Consider the following 21,762-nt stretch of genomic DNA (forward strand, 5'->3'; position numbering starts at 1 on the left):
CTTCTTGTTTAACCATTTAAATAAATAAGAAACCCCTATATAATGAAATGTGGATATACATCGAGATAATTATCAGAATATTATCCATAATATAGGAAGGGGTTTCTTTATGGTGAAACAAAAGAAGGGTCTTTTTCAACGTTTCCTGGATATGATTGAAACTTTAGGTAATAAGCTACCACATCCAATTACGTTGTTTGCCATTTTGGCATTACTTGTTGTTCTATTATCAGCATTGCTTTCTCCACTTGGAATTAGTGTAGAACACCCAGGTAAAGAGGGAGAAATGGTTGAAATAAACAACCTCTTAAGTTCGGAAGGTATTCAATACATATTTACGAGTATGACAGATAACTTTATTGGATTTGCGCCGCTTGGCGTAGTTCTAGTAACAATGCTTGGAATTGGTGTAGCTGAAAGAACTGGGCTTATAAGCGCGTTATTACGAGGATTCGTATTATCAGTTCCTAAGCGCTTTATTACGGCTGGCTTGGTATTCGCAGGTATTATGTCAAGTGTCGCTTCCGATGCGGGATATGTAGTATTACCACCACTAGGTGCTTTAATTTTCGTAGCACTTGGCCGTCACCCATTAGCAGGTTTGGCAGCAGCATTCGCTGGGGTTTCTGCTGGATTTAGTGCCAACTTATTTCTATCAGCTACGGATGCTTTACTAGGGGAACTAACGATAGCTGCTGCATCTATTATTGACCCTGCCTATGCTGAGGGAATGAATATAGCAATGAACTATTACTTTATTATTGTGTCTGTATTCATTCTTACTTTTATTGGTGCATGGGTAACAGAGCGAGTAGTGGAACCTAGATTAGGAGAGTATAAAGGAGATCAAAAAGAAGAATTAGAAGGTCTCCAAAAAATCGAGAAAAAAGGTTTAATTTGGGCAACATTATCACTTATTGTTGCACTGATTATCATGTCTTTCTTAATTGTACCTGAGAACGCTCCAATGCGTGGAGATAGCGGAGAAATTATTCAATCTCCATTTATGAGCTCACTTGTACCTATCATTGCAATTCTATTTTTCGTACCAGGTCTGGTATATGGAAAAATAACAAAAGTTATTCGGAATGATAAGGATGTAGCAACTCAATTATCAGATACAATGGCTTCCATGGGAATGTTTATTGTACTAGCGTTTACTGCAGGTCAATTTGTTGCTTTCTTTAATGAATCACATATGGGCTTGGTGCTTGGTGTATACGGTGCCGAATTCCTTGATAGTATTAATTTGTCTGGAATTCCACTTATTCTCGCCTTCGTTGTAATTACTGCCTTTATTAATCTGTTTATTGGTAGTGCTTCAGCAAAATGGGCGATGATGGCTCCGATTTTTGTACCAATCATGATGCAGCTGGGTTACTCACCAGAACTAACCCAAATGGCTTACCGGGTTGCTGATTCAACAACAAATATTATCACTCCATTAATGACGTACTTTGCGATTATTATTGCATTTGCACAGAAGTATGATAAGAAAATGGGAATTGGAACATTAATTTCTGTTATGCTACCATACTCTTTATATTTCTTAATTGGATGGACCATCGTATTGATTGTCTGGATGCTTTTCGGCATCGATCTTGGACCAGGTTCACCTATTCTATATAATAGCTAAATCAAAAGCGTCACTCTATCACAGAGTGGTGCTTTTTTCGTTCATTTATTCTACTTAACTAGTGAGTAAAGGTGTATATCTTAATTTATATATACTGCGACGTAACTTGGTAGTACTTCGGAAAATACACTTCTCTCTTGTGCTCGAAGGTGTGAAAGTATTCAACTTGTAGCAGGATTATGGAGCTAAACGCCCTTAGCAGATCATCTATCGCCATTGATTTCCATTCCAGACGAACGCTTTCCGCCTGCATGGCCTCAGCCGCTTCCTCCGCTACGCTCCGTCCAGGGTCTTCGGCTCATGCTATTCCGGCAGGAGTCGTCATCTTCCATTCCAATCAATTGGTATGTGCTATTGATTAATTTGAGGTATTTAAGAATTGTAAGTAACTCTTATCTTAAAAGATTTGTGATATACACCTTAGCGAAGGGGAAATATGGAGACTCCTGCGGGAAAAGCGAGACTAGCGAGACCCCGCAGAACGGAACGTTAGTGAAGTTCGAGGAGGCTTGCAGGCCGCCCGCGGAAAGCGGAATATTTCCCCGCAGCGGTGATTTACGCAGTCTCTATTTTCTAAGTTACGTCGCAGTTTCCTTCTACTGCGACTTCTAAATTTTCCATCTTTGTTTCAAAGTAATAGGGAAGGGATACATATTTGGTAAGGAGGGCGGTATCAAAATGACAGCAGAAGTAGCGATAATGAATAAGTTAGGTATGGCACTTGCAGCAGATAGTGCAATTACAAGTGGCAGAGATGGTGTCCAAAAAGTATACAATTCAGCAAACAAACTTTTTTCTTTATCGAAACATCATCCAGTAGGAATAATGGTATATGGAGCAGCATCCTTTATGGAGGTGCCTTGGGATATCATTATTAAATCATACAGAGAATACCTGGGAGATAAGAAATTTGATAATCTCTCCTATTACTTTGAAGATTTTCTCGATTTTTTACAACAAGACAATCGTTTTGGCAGGGAAGATATTGAACATATTATTGTATACCGTACTTTTTCTGATATTCTTAAACGGCTAGTGAGGGGAGTGGAAGAGGAAGTCTCTTCACTAGACGATACCGGTAAAATCACCACTATTTTAATGGAAACAGTGAAAACACAACTAAATGAGTATAAGCAAAAAGAAGATTGGTTAGAGCTGGATTATACAACTTTTCAAAAATCGTTTAACACTGTAGTTACAGAAGTTAGGGAGGAGTTAATTGTATATGAAACGCCGGGAGAATTAAATGCGCTTTTGAGTGAGTTGGCATTTGAAGTAACCAAATCTGACTATTTTAGTCTCGGTAGTACGGGTATCGTATTTTGTGGTTATGGAGAGAAAGAAATTTTTCCTCATCTACTGAACTACCGGTTAGAAGGATTTGTGAATGGACAATTAAAATATAAAAAATTAAAAGACAAGGAAATAAGTTATACTTCAGATAAAAAGGCAGGGACAGCAGCGATCCTGCCATTTGCGCAGAGGGAAATGGTAGATTCATTTATGTACGGTATTGAACCAACGATGGAGGATACCATTTTCGGTATTGTAGAAGAGGTTCTAACAAATTACCATGAACAAATTAAAAAGCATTTGAATATCGACTTAACAGACGAACAGGTTAAGGAAACTATGAGATTGGGTAATGAAATGTATGAGTCTATCCAGTCTTCTGTCAATGAATATCAACAGTCCAACTATATTGAACCATTGCTTGGTGTGGTGCGCTCGCTACCAAAAGAAGAATTGGCTGAGATGGCTGAAGCTCTTGTTAACTTGACTTCCTTTAAAAGAAGGGTAACAAGAGCTACAGAATCAGTAGGACCACCTATTGATGTTGCGGTGATAACCAAAGGAGATGGATTTATTTGGATGAAACGGAAAAACTACGTGAATTCCGAAATTAATGCTTTTTAATAAAAGTATATGGAGAGGCGGTTGAATATGGTTAAAAAGGAAAAACCATATAATCAAGCATTGTTTAATTTATCCGAGCAGGATCGATTGGAACTGGATTTAGAGGATCAATCACAAAATGAAAAAGCTGAAGTCATTGATAAGGTATATAAAAAGTTAGACGAAAAGAATAAAAAAGTTAAAAAAAATAACGTTTAACAAATGGGATATCGTGGAATTCCATGTAGTGTAGCGCATTAAATTACAACCGGGTTAATAGTTGCTACGAAATTTCAAGTCAAAATGTAGTTTAAAAGTATTTATATGTGGAACCCAAAATACTGTAGAAGCTTATTAAACTATTCAAAAGGAGATGTTAAGTATGGCTAAAAATAATGAAAAGAACAACAAAATGTCTCTAGAAGAAGCAGGTAAAAAAGGCGGAAAAACTACAGCAAAGAAACATGACCAAGAATTCTATGAAGAGATCGGTCAAAAAGGCGGACAAACTACAGCTAAAGAACATGATAAAGAATTTTTCCAAGATATTGGTAAAAAGGGTGGAGAAACTACCGCCAAAAATCATGACCAAGAATTCTATGAAGATATTGGACAAAAGGGTGGCGAAAAACGAGCCCAGCAAAGAAAAAATGATTAAAAATAATTTAATTTAAAATAAATATGTCGTAGCTGAAAATGTTTACAGTAAAACCGTTAAAAATACTTGGAAGGAGATGTTAAGCATGGCTAATAATAATAAAAAGAACAACAAAATGTCTCTAGAAGAAGCAGGTAAAAAAGGCGGAAAAACAACAGCAAGAAATCATGATCAGGAATTCTATGAAGACATCGGTCAAAAAGGCGGAGAAACAACAGCAAAGAATCACGATCAGGAATTCTATGAAGATATCGGCCAAAAAGGCGGAGAAACAACAGCAAAGAATCATGATCAGGAATTTTATGAAGATATTGGCCAAAAAGGCGGAAAGACAACAGCAAAGAATCACGACCAGGAATTCTATGAAGACATCGGCCAAAAAGGCGGAGAAGCTAGAAGCCGCCAAAGAAAAAATAATGGAAATTCCTAATTAAATAAATGAAAAAAGAGAAGGAGCATGCATAGCTCCTTCTCTTTTTTGTTCTCTATTAATTAAAACCCACTACGGCAGAGAGTTTTATCCATTACTTTCAACCCCCTTCCTCTCGTATAACTAATAGTTTTAAAGTACGTATAAATATATACTTAGAGGAACATACTTAAGAATAAACGAAGCGTTAAGAGGTGTTTGGTCAAAGAAGAAATTTCATAGAAAAGTAACTTGAAAGTTCTCTTTCGTTTCATAACCATTTTTAGTATAGTTATAGTATAAAAGGAACAATTGTCTTCATCCAGAGAGGGGTCTTTATATGATGCAGGAATTAACCGTATATAATGAAAAAGTCGGAAAAATAATTGACAATATAAACAAAGTAATGAGTGGAAAAGAAGAGGTGGCAACTCTAAGCCTTGTAGCTCTTTTGGCTGAAGGACATGTCCTCTTAGAAGATGTTCCTGGTGTAGGGAAAACCATGTTAGTCAAAACGATTGCTAAATCTTTGGATTGTGACTTCAGAAGAATTCAATTCACCCCAGATCTCCTACCTTCAGATGTTACCGGCATTTCTATTTATAATCCCAAAGAACTAGAATTTGAATTTCGTGGAGGGCCTATTCTAGGAAATATCATTCTAGCAGATGAAATTAATCGTACCTCACCAAAGACCCAGTCATCCTTACTTGAAGGCATGGAAGAAAAAAGTGTTACAGTTGATGGCAAAACTATTCCGTTAAAGCAACCTTTCTTTGTCATGGCAACCCAAAACCCAATTGAATATGAAGGTACATATCCACTTCCTGAGGCTCAGCTTGACCGCTTTATTTTAAAGCTAAAAATGGGATACCCAAGTATGGCGGAAGAATTGGAAATGCTTCAACGTACGTCAAAGCAACACCCGCTGGAAACGATACATGCAGTAATGTCCAGAGATGAACTGATTGAACTTCAACAGGAAGTAAAAGAAATATATATAGATAAATCAATCCAACAATATATTATTAATCTGGCAACTGCTTCAAGAAATAATCCATTAATCTATCTTGGGGTTAGTCCAAGAGGGTCCATTTCGTTAATGAAAGCCGCTAAAGCTTTTGCTTATATAAATAATAGAGATTATGTGCTGCCTGATGATATTAAATTTCTTGCTCCATATGTACTGTCCCACCGAATTATTCTGCACTCAGAAGCAAGGTATGACGGTGTAACGAACGAAGAGGTTATCCACTCTATTATTAAAAACACGCATATACCAATCCGAAAGGAATTTGGTTGATGAAAAAGAAGCTTCGATCAATCGGTAACTTTGTTTTTATTATTGCACTCTTCCTCGTCCTATTTTCGTATGCAATGTTTCAGGGGGGATTTGTAAGCTGGTTCTTATTTTTTAGTTTTCAACCAATCTTTTTATATCATGTTGGTTTACTTCTTTATCCGATAAAAGGTTGGAAGGTTACTCGCACAGTATCTCGATATATGGCTCAAGCGGGAAGTGACGTAACAATTACAGTAAATATAAAACGGGCATTTCCGTTTCCTTTATATTATTGTATCTGTGAAGACGTCTTCTCTGATACCTTGGGATTAATAGACAATCGGCAAAATAAATATCAACATTTTAATGACAGTGAAAAGTTAAAAGTGAACAGGGAGAGGAAAAAAGTTATCTTTCCTTCTTTTAAGCGGACATTCTCATTTAGTTATAATCTTAAGGATGTACCAAGAGGAGAACATGTTTTTTATGGAATTCGAATACGTACAGGGGATGTATTTGGTTTTGTTAAAAAAGACCACATGTATTCGGTAAGAGACCAGCTATTGGTGTATCCAAATGAACGGCCAATTGAATTAAAGGAACAAGTATCGAGTTATGAACAAGGCTCGACATCTAGCTCGTTTCTTCATTTGCAACAAACAAATATAGCTGCAGGTATACGTGAATATATGCCAGGTGATAAATTTTCATGGATTGATTGGAAACAATCAGCAAGGACGAACACATTAATGACTAAGGAATTCGAGCAAGAAAAAAGTTCAGAATTGCTGCTTGTTCTTGATGCATGTGAACATGGAAATATGAATTATCTGGCATTTGAGGCAGCGGTAGAGCTTTCCTATTCATTAGTTAAGGTTTTCCAACAGCGTGCAACGCCTGCAGAACTGATAACGATAGGTAGAAAAAGTAAATCTTTTTCATTACAGAGTGAAATTACCGCCAATGAATCAGTTAGACAACATTTAACAAAGATTCAGCCAAGTGGAGATGCTGAATTCACTTCCAGTTTTTCCGAAATGCTGCTCCACTTGAAAAATAAATCCAGCTTAATCATTATCACGGTCAATTTAGATCATTTAATTAGTGATAAGGTTAAAAAGTGGAGACAACAAACACCAAATATTAGCATTATCCTAATTAAATCTACTGTAGAAATAACAACAATGCTTAAGAAGCAAATTCAACAATTGGAGTTATTCGGAATAAATGTAGAAGTTCTCACGGAAAAAGAACTAGTTAATAACCCTGTGGAGGTGAGCTTGTAATGAGCACAGCAAATGGAGACAGATCAATTATATATTCTTCTCTCCTATATACCCTGGGTTTTCTTTTGTTTTTGGAATGGTTGTATCCCGTGGAAGATATTACGGATACGGGCAGTTTAACTATTTTTATCTTATACGCTTTATTTTGTTTTGCTATATCCATGATACAAATAAAGTGGTGGATTTCTTTTTTACTAAAAGGCATGGGCTTATTTATTGTTGTAAATGCCTTATTTATAGAGGCGAAATTTTTAGGTGTGAAGTGGTTTTCCGTATTGTTTGGTGACTTATTTACTAATGTCGAAGCATTATTTAGCCAGCAATTTTTTCAGTTTACTCCTTTATTTAGAAGTGTTCTCTTTTTGCTGTTAATTTGGTTAATGAGCTATCTTCTCTATTATTGGTTTGTAATCATGAAACGGATATTTTTATTTATTTTACTGACATTTATTTATATAGCTGTATTAGATACATTTACTGTTTATGATGCTACACTTCCAATTATACGTACATTTATCTTAGGTTTTTTGGCATTGGGAATTGCTAATTTTATGAAAGAATTGAGAAAAGAAGCTATTCATTTCTCATGGCTGAAAAAAACTACAGTTTGGCTTGTTCCGTTAATTGTTATCGTATTTCTTTCGACTATTATCGGTTATGCCGCACCGAAATTTGAGTCTCAGTGGGCAGATCCGGTTCCTTTTATTAAAAGCAAAGCAGAAAATGCTGGCATGTCAGATAGAGGCAGTAGTATTCAAAAAGTAGGGTATGGGGAGGATGACTCCCGGCTGGGAGGGTCTTTTGTCCAGGATTACACCCCTGTATTTCAAGCTGCTGTTACAGATGAGCATTATTGGCGGATTGAAACAAAGGATACCTATACAGGAAAAGGGTGGGAAGCATCAGATGGTCCTGATTACCAACAGATTGCTAACCAAGGGACGTCCTTTCGTTCTATGTTCGAGTTTGAAAACGTAGAGACGGAGAAAATGGAAGCAATGATTGAGTTCCAAGGAAATACGTCTATAAAGAAATTGATTTATCCGTATGGAACATCACAGGTTTTTGCCGCAGGTGTGGATTATTTTCTAGATCCATTTACTTCTTCTATTGAACCAAGAATTGAAAACGAAGCTGTGGTTTTGGATAATTATACTATATCCTATGATAATCCTTCTTTTGCTATCAATGAATTGAGAAAAGCGGATCAAACAACTAATGAGGACATAGAAAATCCGCAATACACCCAATTACCTGACACATTACCTGAGCGTGTTTACGACTTGGCAGAGGAAATTACAGCTTCTTATGATAACCGCTATGATAAAGCAAAGGCAATAGAGCGATATTTCAGCACGAATGGTTTTGAATACCAAACAACAGATGTACCTGTTCCGAAAGCAAACCAGGATTATGTAGATCAATTTTTATTTGATTCCAAGATGGGTTATTGTGATAACTACTCTACATCAATGGTTGTTATGCTGCGTTCGTTGGGAATACCAGCACGCTGGACGAAAGGTTTTACGAGCGGAGAGATGATCCAAGGTGAAGTAGGAGGAGCCAATGAAGAGACATTTGATATATATGAAGTAACAAATGCAAATGCACATTCCTGGGTGGAAGTTTATTTTCCGGAAAACGGATGGGTGCCTTTTGAACCAACACAGGGATTTTCGAATTTGGCAGACTTCCGTACAGAGATAAATAATGATGTTGCGCAACAGGAAGAAGAGATGATGGAAACACCGGATAAGGAAGAAGATGAGGCACCTAAACCAGACGAATTGCCGAAGGATGTGGATGAAGACTTAGCAAGTGCTTCTGACCAGTCATCATGGGATTTTTCTTGGCAAAGTATTACTATTCTCCTGCTTATCATCAGTCTTCTTGGCTATCTTATTTATAAGACTCGTTTTCGTTGGAAGACACATTTCATTCTCATGAAGTTTAGAAAGCATCCGGACAGTAAAAATTATCAAGAGGCATATCACCACTTAATGAGGGTTTTAGAGCATAAAGGGTTAGGAAAGAAGACAGACGAAACGTTGAGAGAGTATGCGCGAAAGATTGATGTAAGATATACTACTGATGAAATGTGGAGGCTAACCTCTCAATTTGAAAATATCCTATATCATCAGCAGCAAAATAAATCTGTTCCATTAGAAGTAACACAATTATGGAAAAATTTAATCAAACGGATAATGGCTTGACCTGTTTGATGAAGGTTAGTAGAATAAGAACATACTTGAGCAAGCATGTTCATGCTAATATTGAAGTTATATATGCCGTCGTATATCCTCGATAATATGGATCGAAAGTTTCTACCGGGACACCGTAAATGTTCTGACTATGAAGGCAGATTTCTATAAAGGTTGTTATTTGTTTCATAGACCTGGATCTCTGCCTTTTTGTAGTTTTTTACTGCAAAAAGTTGGAGATCCATTTTTTATTTACGGATTGATCTGACCTATTGCTAATAAATGGGCATAATTAAAGTATACTAATTACCAGCAAATTAAATGCTGCATACTCATTTTGATGCTGGGGCAGGTACGGTCTTTAAACGAGGGAACAACAGTATATGCTGATATATAATCGAGCTACAGATAGGAGCGTAATAGATGGAAAACAATGAAATGATTCTTGTATTGGATTTTGGTAGCCAATATAACCAATTGATCACAAGACGTATTAGAGAGCAAGGAGTATACAGTGAGCTTCACTCACATAAGTTAACTGCTGAGGCAATCAAACGGATGAATCCGAAGGGGATTATCCTTTCAGGTGGCCCTCACAGTGTGTATGATGAAAACAGTTTCCGTTGCGATAAGGAAATCTTTGATTTAGATATTCCTATTTTGGGGATTTGTTATGGTATGCAGCTAATGGCATTGCATTTTGGCGGACAAGTTGAAAAAGCCAAAAATCGTGAATATGGTAAAGCGCTTATTGACCTAAACAATGAACCGACTTTATTTAAAGATACACCGAAAAAACAGACAGTGTGGATGAGTCATGGGGATAAAGTAATGGCTGAGCCGGAGGATTTCCAAATTGATGCTACAAGCCCATCTACACCAATTGCAGCAATGAGTAATCCGGATAAGCAACTATATGGTGTGCAATACCATCCGGAAGTACGTCATTCTGAATATGGAAATGATCTTTTGAAGCATTTTGTTTATGATGTATGTAAATGTGATGGAGATTGGACAATTGAGAACTTTATTGATATGGAAGTAGAAAAGATTCAACAGAAAGTCGGAGAGCGTAAAGTACTTTGTGCACTTAGTGGTGGAGTTGACTCTTCCGTTGTAGCTGCATTGATTCATAAAGCGATTGGAGATCAGCTAACTTGTATTTTTGTTGATCATGGTTTGTTGCGTAAAAACGAAGCAGACGATGTTATGAAGGTTTTTGCAGATGATTTCCATATGAATATTATTAAAGTAGATGCAAAGGATCGCTTTTTATCTAAATTACAAGGTGTCGATGATCCAGAGAAGAAACGTAAAATTATTGGAAATGAATTTATTTATGTTTTCGATGATGAGGCAGAGAAGCTGAAGGATATTGACTTCCTTGCACAAGGAACCCTTTATACAGATATTATCGAAAGTGGTACGGAAACTGCGCAAACAATTAAATCACATCACAATGTTGGTGGACTTCCGGAAAATATGCAATTTGAATTAATCGAGCCACTTAACACACTTTTCAAAGATGAAGTACGTGAGCTTGGATCACAGCTTGGTATTCCAGATCACATTGTCTGGCGCCAGCCATTCCCGGGACCAGGCCTTGCTATCCGTGTATTGGGTGAAGTAACCGAAGAAAAGCTAACAATCGTTCGTGAATCAGATGCCATCCTACGTGAAGAAATTGCTAAAGCAGGACTTGATCGTGACATCTGGCAATATTTTACTGTACTTCCTAATATCAAAAGTGTAGGAGTTATGGGTGATGCACGTACGTACGATTATACAATCGGTATTCGTGCTGTTACTTCTATTGATGGGATGACATCAGACTGGGCAAGAATCCCATGGGACGTTTTGGAGACAATCTCAACAAAAATCGTAAATGATGTCCAACACATCAACCGCGTAGTGTATGACATTACGTCTAAGCCACCAGCGACTATTGAGTGGGAATAACAATTAAAATACGAACAACTACTAAAAAATATGAAAGTTTGTTCGTGTTTTATTGACAATTTAATAGATGGATAGTAATATTAACTTACATTCAATTAAATATGCGTATAATTTAGGGGATATGGCCCAAAGTTTCTACCGGACTGCCGTAAATAGTCTGACTACGCTGAGGATGTAAGCTGATTTGGGGAATTGTAGTTTTTTCTGCAAACTCCTTTCATTCTATCCTCACGTAGTTAGACGGCACTCTTGGTCCATATGGGCAAGAGTGCTTTTTGTTTTCCATATACGCAGAATTGATACAGGAAGAGGGGAAAACAGTGAAGAAGTATTTTCGTTTTGAAGAGTTAGGTACAAATTACCGAACAGAATTTATGGCAGGGATGACTACTTTCCTGGCTATGGCATATATTCTATTTGTAAACCCGGCTACGTTAGCACTAGTTGGGGTGGAGGAATTACCTGAAGGAGTTACCCGAATTGACCAGGGTGCCGTGTTTGCTGCAACAGCAATTGCAGGTGCTGTCGGTTCATTATTCATGGGAGTTATTGCGAAATATCCAATCGGTTTGGCACCGGGGATGGGCTTAAATGCTTTCTTTGCTTATACCGTAGTTCTTGGTTACGGGATTCCATGGGAAACGGCTTTATCAGGTGTATTAGCTTCTGGACTTATTTTTATTATTTTAACTTTAACAGGGCTTCGTGAAAAAATTATAAATGCTATTCCAGGTAACTTAAAGTTAGCTGTTGGAGCAGGAATTGGACTATTTATTGCGTTCCTTGGTTTTCAGAATGCCGGAATTATTATCGGCAATGATGCTACATTAGTTGGGATCGGAGATTTAACCTCACCAACTGTTTTACTAGCTATTTTTGGAATTATTATTTCTGTTATATTACTAACGCTTGGCATTAAAGGTGGTATCTTCTATGGGATGGTGCTTACTGCCGTTGCGGGGATGATTGTTGGATTAATTGATCCGCCAACAGGAATTAGCGGAATTGTAGGAGAGGTACCAAGCCTTGCACCTACGTTTGGTCAAGCATTCCTCCACTTTGGAGATATTTTTACTATTGAAATGCTGGTGGTTATTTTAACATTTCTATTTGTAGATTTCTTTGATACAGCTGGTACACTTGTTGCTGTTGCTACCCAAGCTGGATTAATGAAAGATAATAAGCTGCCACGTGCAGGAAAGGCGTTATTCGCTGATTCAGCAGCAACTGTCGTTGGTGCTACGGTAGGAACTTCTACTACCACTTCTTATGTCGAGTCAACAGCTGGAGTTGGAGCAGGAGGGCGTTCAGGATTTACGGCAGTAGTTATTGCAGGATTCTTCCTCTTATCACTGTTTTTCTCACCATTATTAAGTGTGGTAACAGCAGAGGTTACTGCTCCGGCATTAATTATTGTTGGTGTGTTAATGTCTTCTGCTTTAAAATCCATTGAGTGGGATGAATTTGAAATTGCGGTACCAGCATTTTTCACTATCATTACAATGCCGCTAACCTATAGTATAGCTACAGGTATTGCAATAGGCTTTATTTTCTACCCAATTACCATGCTATTAAAAGGCAGGGCAAAGGAAATTAATCCAGTTATGTATGTATTGTTTGTCATCTTCGTATTGTATTTTATCTTCTTAAGCTAAATGTGCTTATGATGCTATACCTTATAAAAAAGGGAACTTTCTCTGAATGGAGAAGTTCCCTTTTTCAGTTCTAATATCTATGTTGGGTTACCCAATGATTCGTAATATAGATAGATAAACTCTCAACTAACTTGGTGGGACTGTTAACGGCTCCAAATCTCGCTACTGGAAAATATTACGCTTTCCGCGGGCGGCCTGCGAGCCTCCTCGAACTTCACTAACGTTCCGTTCTGTGGGGTCTCGCTAGTCTCGCTTTTCCCGCAGGACAAGGAAAGCTTCGTCAGCAAGACATCGCACGAAGAAAATGTGTATTTTCATTTTCGAGGAGTCTCCATATTTTCCCTTCGCTAGTATGCGTTAGTAATATCGTGATGTTGATATATTTGGTAGGAAAAAGTAATTAATTAAACACTAAACTTAGATAAAAGCCTATACCAATTGATTGGAATGGAAGATGTCGCACTTGTACCCGGAGGTGTGAAAGCGTTCATCTGTAATGGAAATCAATGGCGATAGAGAACCTTCTTAGCATATTTAAGTAAATTTTAGTGATTATTCTTAGGAAGTTCCAGCCTTTACTCCACTCTTTTCCTCCTCCTGTGAATGTACGAGATAACTTCTGTAAGCCAAACATTTGCAATAGAACTTTTTCCTTACTGTGCTCGTTGGGCGTTAACTTTGTTGTAAGAAAAAATATGATAGATGGATAAGGAGATCGTGCCTGCTAATGCCATAAATCCGAGTCCATAATAGAGCGTGTTTCCGCCAAATGAGTCCATTACAACACCGCCAACTAACGAACCGACGATTCCTGATACGCCGAAAAAGGTAGCAAAGAAAACAAGATGTCCTGTTGACTGAAGCAAACGTGGAATTAGCCTTGTCACATAATCAAAGGCTGCTGTGTAGAAAATCCCAAATGTCAAACCATGCAGAAATTGTAACGCGATAATATATGCAGGATCAGTAGCCGCAGCATAGAAGAACCAACGGATGGTGTAGAGAATACCCGCGATAATAACAAATATCAGAGAATGATATTTTCTAAACCAGAAACCAGCTGTAGCGAATACCAGTGCCTCAGTTAGTACACCAACAAACCAGGCAACACCAACCAATCCTTCGCTACCACCCAGCTGAGCAATGTAAAGTCCAATAAAGCTATCATTCGCTCTGTGTGAAATAGTAATGAAGATCATACAAAATAAAAAGATGATAAAAGGTTTATTTTTTACCAAAACCATTACATCTTGAATGCGAATGGGATCTGATTCCACCTTGACGTCCGTAAGACGGAAGGTAACAAGAAAGGCGAGAAATCCGAAACACAGAAACGGAATGATCATATATTGAATACCAACTCTTGTCAGCACTTCGCCAATTACTAAAGAGGATACGGCAAAACCAACAGATCCCCACATGCGAATAGTGCCGAATGATATCTTCATATCATCTGCACGACGTTGTGCAAGGCTGTCACCCAATGCACCGATTGGTGTAACAAAAAAGTAGAAAACAGCACCCATCAGTAATATTCCAACTAATGTTTCCATTTGGAAAAATATAACACTAAAAACTAAAAGGCCACAAATACATAGTTGGATGATTCGTTTTACTGTTTTATATTTATCACTTAAATATCCCCAAAAAGGCTGCGCAAATATGGATGCCAATGGACCAATTGCTAGTACCCAGCCAATTTCCGTACCATTAAGCCCTTTGTATTTCAGATATAATGGCAGATAGCTAAGTATTATTGTATTGGTAGCATGAAAGCAAAAAAGAAGCATTTTCAAAGGTGTTAATGAATTGCTATTTGTCAAAGTCGTCTCCCCTATCTTTATATGTCTAAATCGTTATTATACTACTCTTTCAGTTGAAAACAACTCTTCATGATAAAAAACTCCCAACAATGGTAGGGAGTTTTTTACAAATCAATCTGCCCAGGTGAGCTTGATGAATTCATCTCTACCTGATTTTTCTCGATCTTCTTTATATTCATCTTCATTCTTTTTATAATAATCCTGATGATATTCTTCAGCAGGATAAAATCTCTCTGCTGGAAGTATTTGTGTAACAATCGGCTTGGAGAATTTGCCACTATTCTGTAACTGCTGTTTGGATCTTTCAGCAGCAGTTAATTGGTCTTCCGTATGATAAAAAATGGCTGTACGATAGGAATCGCCGCGATCATGGAACTGTCCGCCATCATCGGTTGGATCGATTTGTTGCCAATAGACTTCAAGAATCTTATCATAAGAAATGATTTCAGGATTATATGTAATTTCTACGGCCTCAAAATGTCCCGAATCTCCAGTTTTTACTTGCTCATATGTTGGGTTTTCTATATGCCCGCCCGTATACCCGGACACAACTTGCTCCACCCCGTCCCATTGATCAAAAGGCTTAACCATACACCAGAAACATCCACCGGCAAAAGTTGCTTTTTTATATATAGTCATTTCTTTTCCCTCATTTTATAGTAGAATTAAGAATTAAGGTAACTATATCATAATTTGAAAGTTGGTGACACAGTGGAGGAACCGCATGTACATAAAATTTTTACAGGTAAAGTGAAGAGGATTGGCACAGAAAATGCCAGTAATCCAATGGAAAGGCCTTGGGAAAGCGGGATGTTCAAGCAAGCAGTAGACGACAAGGTGTGGTTAACAAAAACAGGATTTACCGGTGATGAAGTTGCAGATACAAAGAATCACGGTGGCCCGGAAAAAGCTGTGTTCGCATATCCGATTAAGCACTATACGAGCTGGAAAGAAGAGTTGGACTTGGAGTCGATTGACATGAGCGCTATGGGTGAAAATATGGCAGTTTTAGAAATGGATGAGTTTAGCGTTTGTATTGGAGACACTTATGAGCTTGGGGATGCTGTTATTCAAGTTTCACAGCCTAGACAGCCATGCTGGAAGCCAGCAAGACGGTTTGGGATCGTTGATCTTGCTTTACGTATTCAGAATAGTGGGCGAACGGGTTGGTATTTCCGAGTAGTAAAAGAAGGCTATGTTACTCCCGGTACGGATCTGAAATTGATAGAACGTCCATATCCACAATGGTCCATTGCTGCATGTAATGAAGTTATGCATATTTATAAAGATGATTTGCGAACCGCGGAGGAACTTGCCTCATGTGATCTTCTAGCAATAAATTGGAGAAAAACATTAAAAAAGAGATTAAGAGGACAAAGTGCAAATGTTGCTAAACGGGTATTTGGACCAAATAAAGAAGCGTAAAGGAAGAAAGACACCATCTCGGACAGGAGTCCGTTCGGTGTCTTTTTCTATTACTCAGAAAAAGTGGGTTGTGCTTTTGTTCTCAGTCTTCATCCAAGAGTTCGATATTAACTTTATTTTTGCGACTGGAATCTGAGATTAAGCGATGTAATTGAATGTAAATCAGTCCATTTCTATATGTTGCTCTCATTTTGTCTGCCCTCACTGGAAAGGGTAGAGTGACTTTTCTCTCAAAAACTCCTTGAAGGATCTCCTCTTTAACGACTGTGATGCCCGAGATGGGTTCAATATCTATTGTTCCTTTCAGCTCCAAAGTAGAATAATCAACGAAAATATCTACCTTATGGAGATCCTCTAGACCAGGTATACTCACTACACAGAAGATTTCATGGTCTGTCTTATATACATTTACGTGGGGAATTGTTGGTTTAATAATTCCTTCAAATTCATTCCAAAATTGATCACCAAAAAAGTGATCCATATTTTTCTTCCAATCTCCCATTTGCTGAAACGGATCCAAAGAGATCCCCTCCTTATATTGTTATTTTGTATTAACATATGCCCAAACTGGGCGGAGGGTGTCAGATTTAAATAAGCTAAGATATGTAACAATCAGTGGTTTCTTTTTGTGAATGACGTAAAGTGTATACCATGCTAGAGAATAATCCCAGCTCATAACAAATAAATCATTTTCATATAAATAAAAAATAATGTATTCTAATAAGATAGAGGCTTGGGAGGTTTTATTTTGCTTAGTAATGCTTTTGTGATGGTTGCGATCATCCTCGTAATTAACATTGTATATGTTTCCTTGTCTACGGTGCGTATGATTTTAACGTTAAAGGGCAGAAGATATATTGCTGCTATAGTTAGTATGTTTGAAATTGTAATTTACGTAGTAGGGTTAGGTCTTGTATTAGATAACCTTGACCAAATCCAGAATTTAATTGCATATGCGGTCGGTTTTGGGACAGGTGTCATTGTAGGTACAAAAATTGAAGAAAAATTAGCTTTAGGCTATATTACGGTAAACGTTATTTCCTCTAATCCGGATATTGAATTCACTCGTAAGCTGAGGGATAAAGGATACGGGGTGACCAGTTGGTTTGCATATGGTATGGATGGAGATCGTTTGTCGATGCAAATACTTACACCACGAAAATATGAACTTAAGTTATATGAAACAATTAAGGAGATTGATGAAAAAGCGTTTATTATTTCTTATGAACCAAAACAAATTCATGGTGGCTTCTGGGTTAAGCAGGTACGTAAGGGTAGATTAATGAATCCAAGAAAAAAACAGCAAGCTGCACCTGAACCCAATTTATTTACGCCACCGGAAGCAACAAGGGGAGAAAATGATACAACAACAAACAACACGCCTAAACAGGAATAAGTTGGAGTAGTGAAGCAGAGAAGATACAATTGAATGTATATGTAAAAACGAGTATGAAATAGCAACTATTTTATACTCGTTTCGTGTTTTGAAGCAGATTCGTTTAATGTATGCAGATTAGGTAGGAGGTGGTGTAATATGATCTATTTTGAAACGTCGAGATTACGATTACGTGATTGGGAAGCAAGCGATCTAGAACCCTTTCGTCAAATGAACGCAGATGAAAGGGTTATGAAGTATTTCCCTGCTCTTTTATCAAGGGAAGAGACGAATTTGTTTTATCAGTTGATTTTATCCGAGTTCCACGAATGTGGATTTGGGTTATATGCGGTGGAACGAAAAGAAAACAACGAATTCATCGGATTTACAGGATTTCATAGAGCGACATTTGAAGCTGATTTCACACCCTGTATAGAAATTGGTTGGCGATTGAAAAGAGAGGCTTGGGGAAAAGGGTATGCAACAGAGGGAGCAGCAGCTTGTTTGCGATATGGATTCACTGAATTAGGTTTTAGAAATATTTACAGTTTTACAGCTGATATAAATACATTGTCAAAAAACGTCATGGCAAAGATCGGCATGGATTTTGTGGAAACATTTAATCACCCGAAAGTGGATAAGAACAGCCCATTATATAAACATGTGCTATACCATATTAGTGGTGGAGAGTAATAGTCTTATCTCCTGAGGAAACACCTGCGAATTAACGCCCGAAACAGTATGTGCGTTTTAAATCATATAAATAGAAACAACGTAAACTAGAAGTGAGTTTTTACAACTCAAGCAAAAAGCGAACATTAATAATGAATTGTAAATTATTGTTCGATTTTTATTGACATACGATGAAGGATTTTGGTATGCTGAAAGCAACAAATGAATACGGTACCTCATATATTTCATGAGAATATGGCTCGAAGTTTCTACCCAGCACCGTAAATGCTGGACTATGAGGGGAGATGAATCATTGCACTGGCGATGATCCGTTTAATGTGTTTTATATAGTAAAGATTTGCAATGGCAGCAGGATAAGCATATAGGTATAGCCTACGTGTAAGCTTTGGCACCCATTGTTTATTTGCGGAACCTGCATTTTCTTTACTGTTAGAATGAAGTCTGTTCATCTTCTCTCATGCAAATGAGGGAGACGAATAGACTTTTTTGTTTTATATAAAATGATAAAGTTTAAAAAGTGCCATCTTATTAAATGAAGCGAAAAGAGGGATAGCATGACAGCAGTTGGAGTCATTATGGGAAGTATTTCCGATTGGGAAACGATTAAGCATACATGTAACGTGTTAGATGAATTAGAAATCTCCTATGAAAAAGATGTGATATCTGCACATCGTACGCCTGATGAAATGTTTGACTATGCTAAAACGGCGCGTGATAGAGGTTTAAAAGTGATTATCGCTGGTGCCGGAGGAGCTGCACACCTGCCGGGAATGGTAGCATCGCAGACTACCTTGCCTGTAATAGGCATTCCTGTACAGAGTAAGGCATTAAATGGATTGGATTCTTTACTCTCCATTGTCCAAATGCCAGGAGGCGTGCCGACAGCAACGGTTGCGATTGGAAAAGCTGGAGCAACCAATGCTGGAATCCTTGCTGCACAAATCATAGGGGCATTTGATCCTGATGTTGCTGTAAAACTCGAAAACTATCGAAATAAAATGAAGGAAAAAGTAGCGGAAATGAGGGACGATCTTGCAGAAAAATAAACCGATTCTTCCACCACAAACGATTGGCATTATTGGAGGAGGACAACTGGGACGCATGATGGCAATCGCTGCTAAATATATGGGGTATAAAATCACAGTATTAGATCCTACTCCGGATTGTCCTACCGCACAGGTAGCGGATCATCAGGTGGTTGCTGCCTATGATGATATGGAGGCAATTAAACAGCTGTGTGATCAAAGTGATGTAGTTACCTACGAATTTGAAAACGTAGACCTTCATGCTGCTGCATACATAGAAAAACAAGGTAAATTGCCACAAGGTGCCTACGCCTTGGAGGTTACGCAAAACAGAGAGAAAGAGAAGCAACTAATGAAGGATGCTGGTCTGCCAATTCCTGATTTCACTATTGTGACAAGTGGTGAGGCTTGTGAGAAGGCGTTACAAAACTTTACCTATCCATGTGTTATTAAAACGTGCCGCGGTGGTTACGATGGAAAAGGACAATTAAAACTAACTTCTGAAGCGGACATTAAAGAGGCGATTGCATTTGCAGAGAATAACAAGCATTGCATTATAGAGCAATGGGTAGCATTTGAAAGGGAGATTTCAGTTCTATTTACAAGAAGTAGAAATGGGGAAATTAGCTTTTTTCCTATCTCCGAAAACGATCATAAAGATCATATCCTGTATAAAACAACTGTCCCAGCTAACATTAGCCATCAAGTAACGGAAAAGGCTTGTGTTGCTGCAGAAATTCTAGCTGAGGAAATGAACATTGTCGGGACATTTGCTATTGAAATGTTTGTTGATGGAGATGACATTTATTTAAATGAAATGGCTCCACGACCTCATAATTCCGGACATTACACGATTGAGGCATGCAATATATCTCAATTTGGCCAGCATATTCGAGCAATCTGCGGGCTGCCTTTAATAGATATTCAACTGCTCCAGCAGGCAGTAATGATAAATGTGCTTGGTGAAGATTTAGAGCCTGTTTTACATGCACTAAACCATAGTAAATCAGGTTTTGTTCACCTTTATGGAAAAGACGAAGCGAAAGCAAAACGAAAAATGGGGCATATTACATTTATTGCACCATCTGATAAAACAATGAAAACACAGCTACAACATTTTGAGGAGGCAAAGCAATGATTAGTCGTTACACCAGAGAAGAAATGGGCTCCATTTGGACGGAAGAAAATAAATTCAAGGCATGGCTAGAGGTAGAAATTTTAGCATGTGAAGCATGGAGTGAGCTTGGAGTCATCCCTAAGGAAGACGTGGAGAAACTTCGCGCCAATGCCTCTTTTGATATCAATCGAATTTATGAAATTGAACAGGAAACAAGACACGATGTGGTTGCATTCACCCGGGCAGTTTCCGAAACATTAGGAGAAGAAAGAAAGTGGGTTCATTACGGATTAACCTCCACTGACGTTGTCGATACGGCACTCTCCTATGTGATTAAACAAGCAAATGAAATTATCCGTAAAGACGTAACTGCTTTTATAGAAATTTTAAAGAATAAATCAATTGAGCATAAGCACACTGTCATGATGGGACGGACGCACGGTGTACATGCAGAGCCGACAACATTCGGTTTAAAGCTCGCCCTTTGGTATGAAGAAATGAAGCGAAACTTAGAGCGCTTTGAACTTGCTGCTAAAAATATCGAGTTTGGTAAATTATCAGGTGCTGTTGGTACCTACGCGAACATTGATCCATTTGTGGAGAAGTATGTTTGTGAGAAATTAGGCTTGAGCCCTGCGCCTGTATCAACTCAAACCCTTCAACGGGATCGACATGCGGCTTATGTTTCTGCATTGGCATTAATTGCAACCTCCATAGAAAAATTCGCAACAGAAATCCGTGGTTTGCAAAAAACCGAAACAAGAGAAGTAGAAGAATTATTTGCGAAAGGGCAAAAAGGTTCTTCGGCAATGCCGCATAAACGTAATCCCATCGGTTCCGAAAATATGACGGGGATGGCAAGGGTTATTCGTGGTTATATGATGACCGCATATGAAAATGTTTCTTTATGGCATGAACGGGACATTTCCCATTCCTCTGCAGAACGGGTTATTTTGCCTGATGCTACGATTGCTTTGAATTATATGCTGAATCGTTTTTCCAACATTGTTAAGAATTTAACTGTCTTCCCTGAAAATATGAAGCGAAATATTGATAAGACATATGGCGTTATTTTCTCCCAACGTGTTCTCCTATCGTTAATTGATAAGGGAATGGCAAGAGAAGCAGCCTATGACATTGTTCAACCAAAGGCAATGCAGGCATGGGAAACAGCAACTCATTTTAAGGACCTAGTGGAAGCCGAGGAGGAAATAACTACTCGCCTAACACCAGAGGAAATTAATGCTTGCTTTGATTATACGTATCATTTGAAAAATGTAGATTTTATTTTCGAACGAATCGGATTAACGGAAGGGGAGTAA

General features: G+C 38.0%; 18 protein-coding genes, 1 pseudogene and 3 riboswitches. Of the genes and pseudogenes, 16 read left to right on the top strand and 3 right to left on the bottom strand.

Annotated elements, in window-relative coordinates; all coding sequences use genetic code 11:
- Positions 1-109: 109 nt before the first annotated feature.
- The 10 genes and pseudogenes from JCM12304_RS08025 to JCM12304_RS08065 all read left to right on the top strand — a co-directional run bounded on the left by JCM12304_RS08025 (position 110) and on the right by JCM12304_RS08065 (position 12,982).
- The gene (locus tag JCM12304_RS08025; protein ID WP_060679641.1) at positions 110-1,636 is read left to right on the top strand and encodes an AbgT family transporter; all 1,527 of its coding nucleotides are present in this window, start codon (positions 110-112) and stop codon (positions 1,634-1,636) included.
- A 678-nt stretch (positions 1,637-2,314) separates the two neighbouring features.
- Positions 2,315-3,553, top strand: a complete 1,239-nt coding sequence (locus JCM12304_RS08030) for a hypothetical protein (RefSeq protein WP_060679643.1) — start codon at positions 2,315-2,317, stop codon at positions 3,551-3,553.
- A 9-nt stretch (positions 3,554-3,562) separates the two neighbouring features.
- Entirely contained in the window at positions 3,563-3,751 is a 189-nt protein-coding gene (locus JCM12304_RS19365; RefSeq protein WP_218185778.1) for a hypothetical protein, read from the top strand.
- A gap of 163 nt (positions 3,752-3,914) precedes the next feature.
- Positions 3,915-4,187, top strand: a pseudogene (locus tag JCM12304_RS08035) (KGG domain-containing protein); the annotation flags it as partial.
- 88 nt (positions 4,188-4,275) lie between these two features.
- A complete protein-coding gene (locus JCM12304_RS08040; protein ID WP_082388012.1) occupies positions 4,276-4,620 on the top strand; it encodes a KGG domain-containing protein in 345 nt (114 codons plus the stop codon).
- A 319-nt stretch (positions 4,621-4,939) separates the two neighbouring features.
- Positions 4,940-5,902: an AAA family ATPase gene (locus JCM12304_RS08045; protein WP_019379010.1), complete on the top strand. Its 963-nt coding sequence runs from the start codon at positions 4,940-4,942 to the stop codon at positions 5,900-5,902.
- Positions 5,902-7,167, top strand: coding sequence for a DUF58 domain-containing protein (locus JCM12304_RS08050; RefSeq protein WP_060679649.1), 1,266 nt, complete (start codon positions 5,902-5,904; stop codon positions 7,165-7,167). The genes JCM12304_RS08045 and JCM12304_RS08050 overlap by 1 nt, the downstream gene beginning before the upstream one ends.
- Positions 7,167-9,380 carry a transglutaminase TgpA family protein gene (locus JCM12304_RS08055; RefSeq protein ID WP_060679652.1) on the top strand — a complete coding sequence of 738 codons (2,214 nt, stop codon included), beginning with the start codon at positions 7,167-7,169 and terminating at the stop codon, positions 9,378-9,380. The genes JCM12304_RS08050 and JCM12304_RS08055 overlap by 1 nt, the downstream gene beginning before the upstream one ends.
- 58 nt (positions 9,381-9,438) lie before the next feature.
- A riboswitch (purine riboswitch) is annotated at positions 9,439-9,540 on the top strand.
- Between the two features lie 251 nt (positions 9,541-9,791).
- A complete protein-coding gene (gene guaA, locus JCM12304_RS08060) occupies positions 9,792-11,327 on the top strand; it encodes a glutamine-hydrolyzing GMP synthase (RefSeq protein ID WP_060679653.1) in 1,536 nt (511 codons plus the stop codon).
- A gap of 83 nt (positions 11,328-11,410) precedes the next feature.
- A riboswitch (purine riboswitch) is annotated at positions 11,411-11,511 on the top strand.
- Between the two features lie 136 nt (positions 11,512-11,647).
- Positions 11,648-12,982 carry an NCS2 family permease gene (locus tag JCM12304_RS08065; protein WP_060679694.1) on the top strand — a complete coding sequence of 445 codons (1,335 nt, stop codon included), beginning with the start codon at positions 11,648-11,650 and terminating at the stop codon, positions 12,980-12,982.
- Positions 12,983-13,635: 653 nt separating this feature from the next.
- Here the strand turns inward: JCM12304_RS08065 and JCM12304_RS08070 are convergent.
- Complete coding sequence (locus JCM12304_RS08070; RefSeq protein ID WP_060679655.1) at positions 13,636-14,805, bottom strand: MFS transporter; 1,170 nt, start codon at positions 14,803-14,805, stop codon at positions 13,636-13,638.
- A 111-nt stretch (positions 14,806-14,916) separates the two neighbouring features.
- Entirely contained in the window at positions 14,917-15,444 is a 528-nt protein-coding gene (gene msrA / locus JCM12304_RS08075; RefSeq protein ID WP_060679657.1) for a peptide-methionine (S)-S-oxide reductase MsrA, read from the bottom strand.
- Positions 15,445-15,498: 54 nt separating this feature from the next.
- Between msrA and JCM12304_RS08080 the strand changes: the two genes are divergently transcribed.
- Entirely contained in the window at positions 15,499-16,230 is a 732-nt protein-coding gene (locus JCM12304_RS08080) for an MOSC domain-containing protein (RefSeq protein ID WP_082388013.1), read from the top strand.
- 82 nt (positions 16,231-16,312) lie between these two features.
- Here JCM12304_RS08080 and JCM12304_RS08085 read toward each other — a convergent pair whose 3' ends face one another.
- Complete coding sequence (locus tag JCM12304_RS08085) at positions 16,313-16,750, bottom strand: Hsp20/alpha crystallin family protein (protein ID WP_019378781.1); 438 nt, start codon at positions 16,748-16,750, stop codon at positions 16,313-16,315.
- Between the two features lie 228 nt (positions 16,751-16,978).
- On the opposite strand from JCM12304_RS08085, the gene JCM12304_RS08090 reads away from it, so the two are divergent.
- The 5 genes from JCM12304_RS08090 (at position 16,979) to purB (ending at position 21,762) form a co-directional block, all read left to right on the top strand.
- Positions 16,979-17,626, top strand: a complete 648-nt coding sequence (locus tag JCM12304_RS08090; RefSeq protein WP_060679659.1) for a DUF2179 domain-containing protein — start codon at positions 16,979-16,981, stop codon at positions 17,624-17,626.
- 138 nt (positions 17,627-17,764) lie between these two features.
- Positions 17,765-18,298 carry a GNAT family N-acetyltransferase gene (locus JCM12304_RS08095; protein ID WP_060679661.1) on the top strand — a complete coding sequence of 178 codons (534 nt, stop codon included), beginning with the start codon at positions 17,765-17,767 and terminating at the stop codon, positions 18,296-18,298.
- Positions 18,299-18,493: 195 nt separating this feature from the next.
- Positions 18,494-18,593: riboswitch (purine riboswitch) on the top strand.
- Between the two features lie 259 nt (positions 18,594-18,852).
- Positions 18,853-19,344, top strand: a complete 492-nt coding sequence (gene purE, locus JCM12304_RS08100) for a 5-(carboxyamino)imidazole ribonucleotide mutase (RefSeq protein ID WP_060679663.1) — start codon at positions 18,853-18,855, stop codon at positions 19,342-19,344.
- Positions 19,331-20,461: a 5-(carboxyamino)imidazole ribonucleotide synthase gene (gene purK / locus JCM12304_RS08105; protein WP_060679665.1), complete on the top strand. Its 1,131-nt coding sequence runs from the start codon at positions 19,331-19,333 to the stop codon at positions 20,459-20,461. Before purE ends, purK begins: the two co-directional genes overlap by 14 nt.
- On the top strand, positions 20,458-21,762 hold the full coding sequence (purB, locus tag JCM12304_RS08110) for an adenylosuccinate lyase (protein WP_060679667.1): 1,305 nt from the start codon (positions 20,458-20,460) through the stop codon (positions 21,760-21,762). The genes purK and purB overlap by 4 nt, the downstream gene beginning before the upstream one ends.

This window comes from Virgibacillus halodenitrificans JCM 12304 (assembly GCF_001310895.1).
GTDB classification, from domain to species: domain Bacteria; phylum Bacillota; class Bacilli; order Bacillales; family Amphibacillaceae; genus Virgibacillus_Q; species Virgibacillus_Q halodenitrificans.

Coding starts and splice junctions, on each gene's coding strand:
- JCM12304_RS08025 (WP_060679641.1), top strand. CDS start 110: ATGGTGAAACAAAAGAAGGGTCTTTTTCAACGTTTCCTGGATATGATT.
- JCM12304_RS08030 (WP_060679643.1), top strand. CDS start 2,315: ATGACAGCAGAAGTAGCGATAATGAATAAGTTAGGTATGGCACTTGCA.
- JCM12304_RS19365 (WP_218185778.1), top strand. CDS start 3,563: ATGGAGAGGCGGTTGAATATGGTTAAAAAGGAAAAACCATATAATCAA.
- JCM12304_RS08040 (WP_082388012.1), top strand. CDS start 4,276: ATGGCTAATAATAATAAAAAGAACAACAAAATGTCTCTAGAAGAAGCA.
- JCM12304_RS08045 (WP_019379010.1), top strand. CDS start 4,940: ATGATGCAGGAATTAACCGTATATAATGAAAAAGTCGGAAAAATAATT.
- JCM12304_RS08050 (WP_060679649.1), top strand. CDS start 5,902: ATGAAAAAGAAGCTTCGATCAATCGGTAACTTTGTTTTTATTATTGCA.
- JCM12304_RS08055 (WP_060679652.1), top strand. CDS start 7,167: ATGAGCACAGCAAATGGAGACAGATCAATTATATATTCTTCTCTCCTA.
- guaA (WP_060679653.1), top strand. CDS start 9,792: ATGGAAAACAATGAAATGATTCTTGTATTGGATTTTGGTAGCCAATAT.
- msrA (WP_060679657.1), bottom strand. CDS start 15,444: ATGACTATATATAAAAAAGCAACTTTTGCCGGTGGATGTTTCTGGTGT.
- JCM12304_RS08095 (WP_060679661.1), top strand. CDS start 17,765: ATGATCTATTTTGAAACGTCGAGATTACGATTACGTGATTGGGAAGCA.
- purE (WP_060679663.1), top strand. CDS start 18,853: ATGACAGCAGTTGGAGTCATTATGGGAAGTATTTCCGATTGGGAAACG.
- purB (WP_060679667.1), top strand. CDS start 20,458: ATGATTAGTCGTTACACCAGAGAAGAAATGGGCTCCATTTGGACGGAA.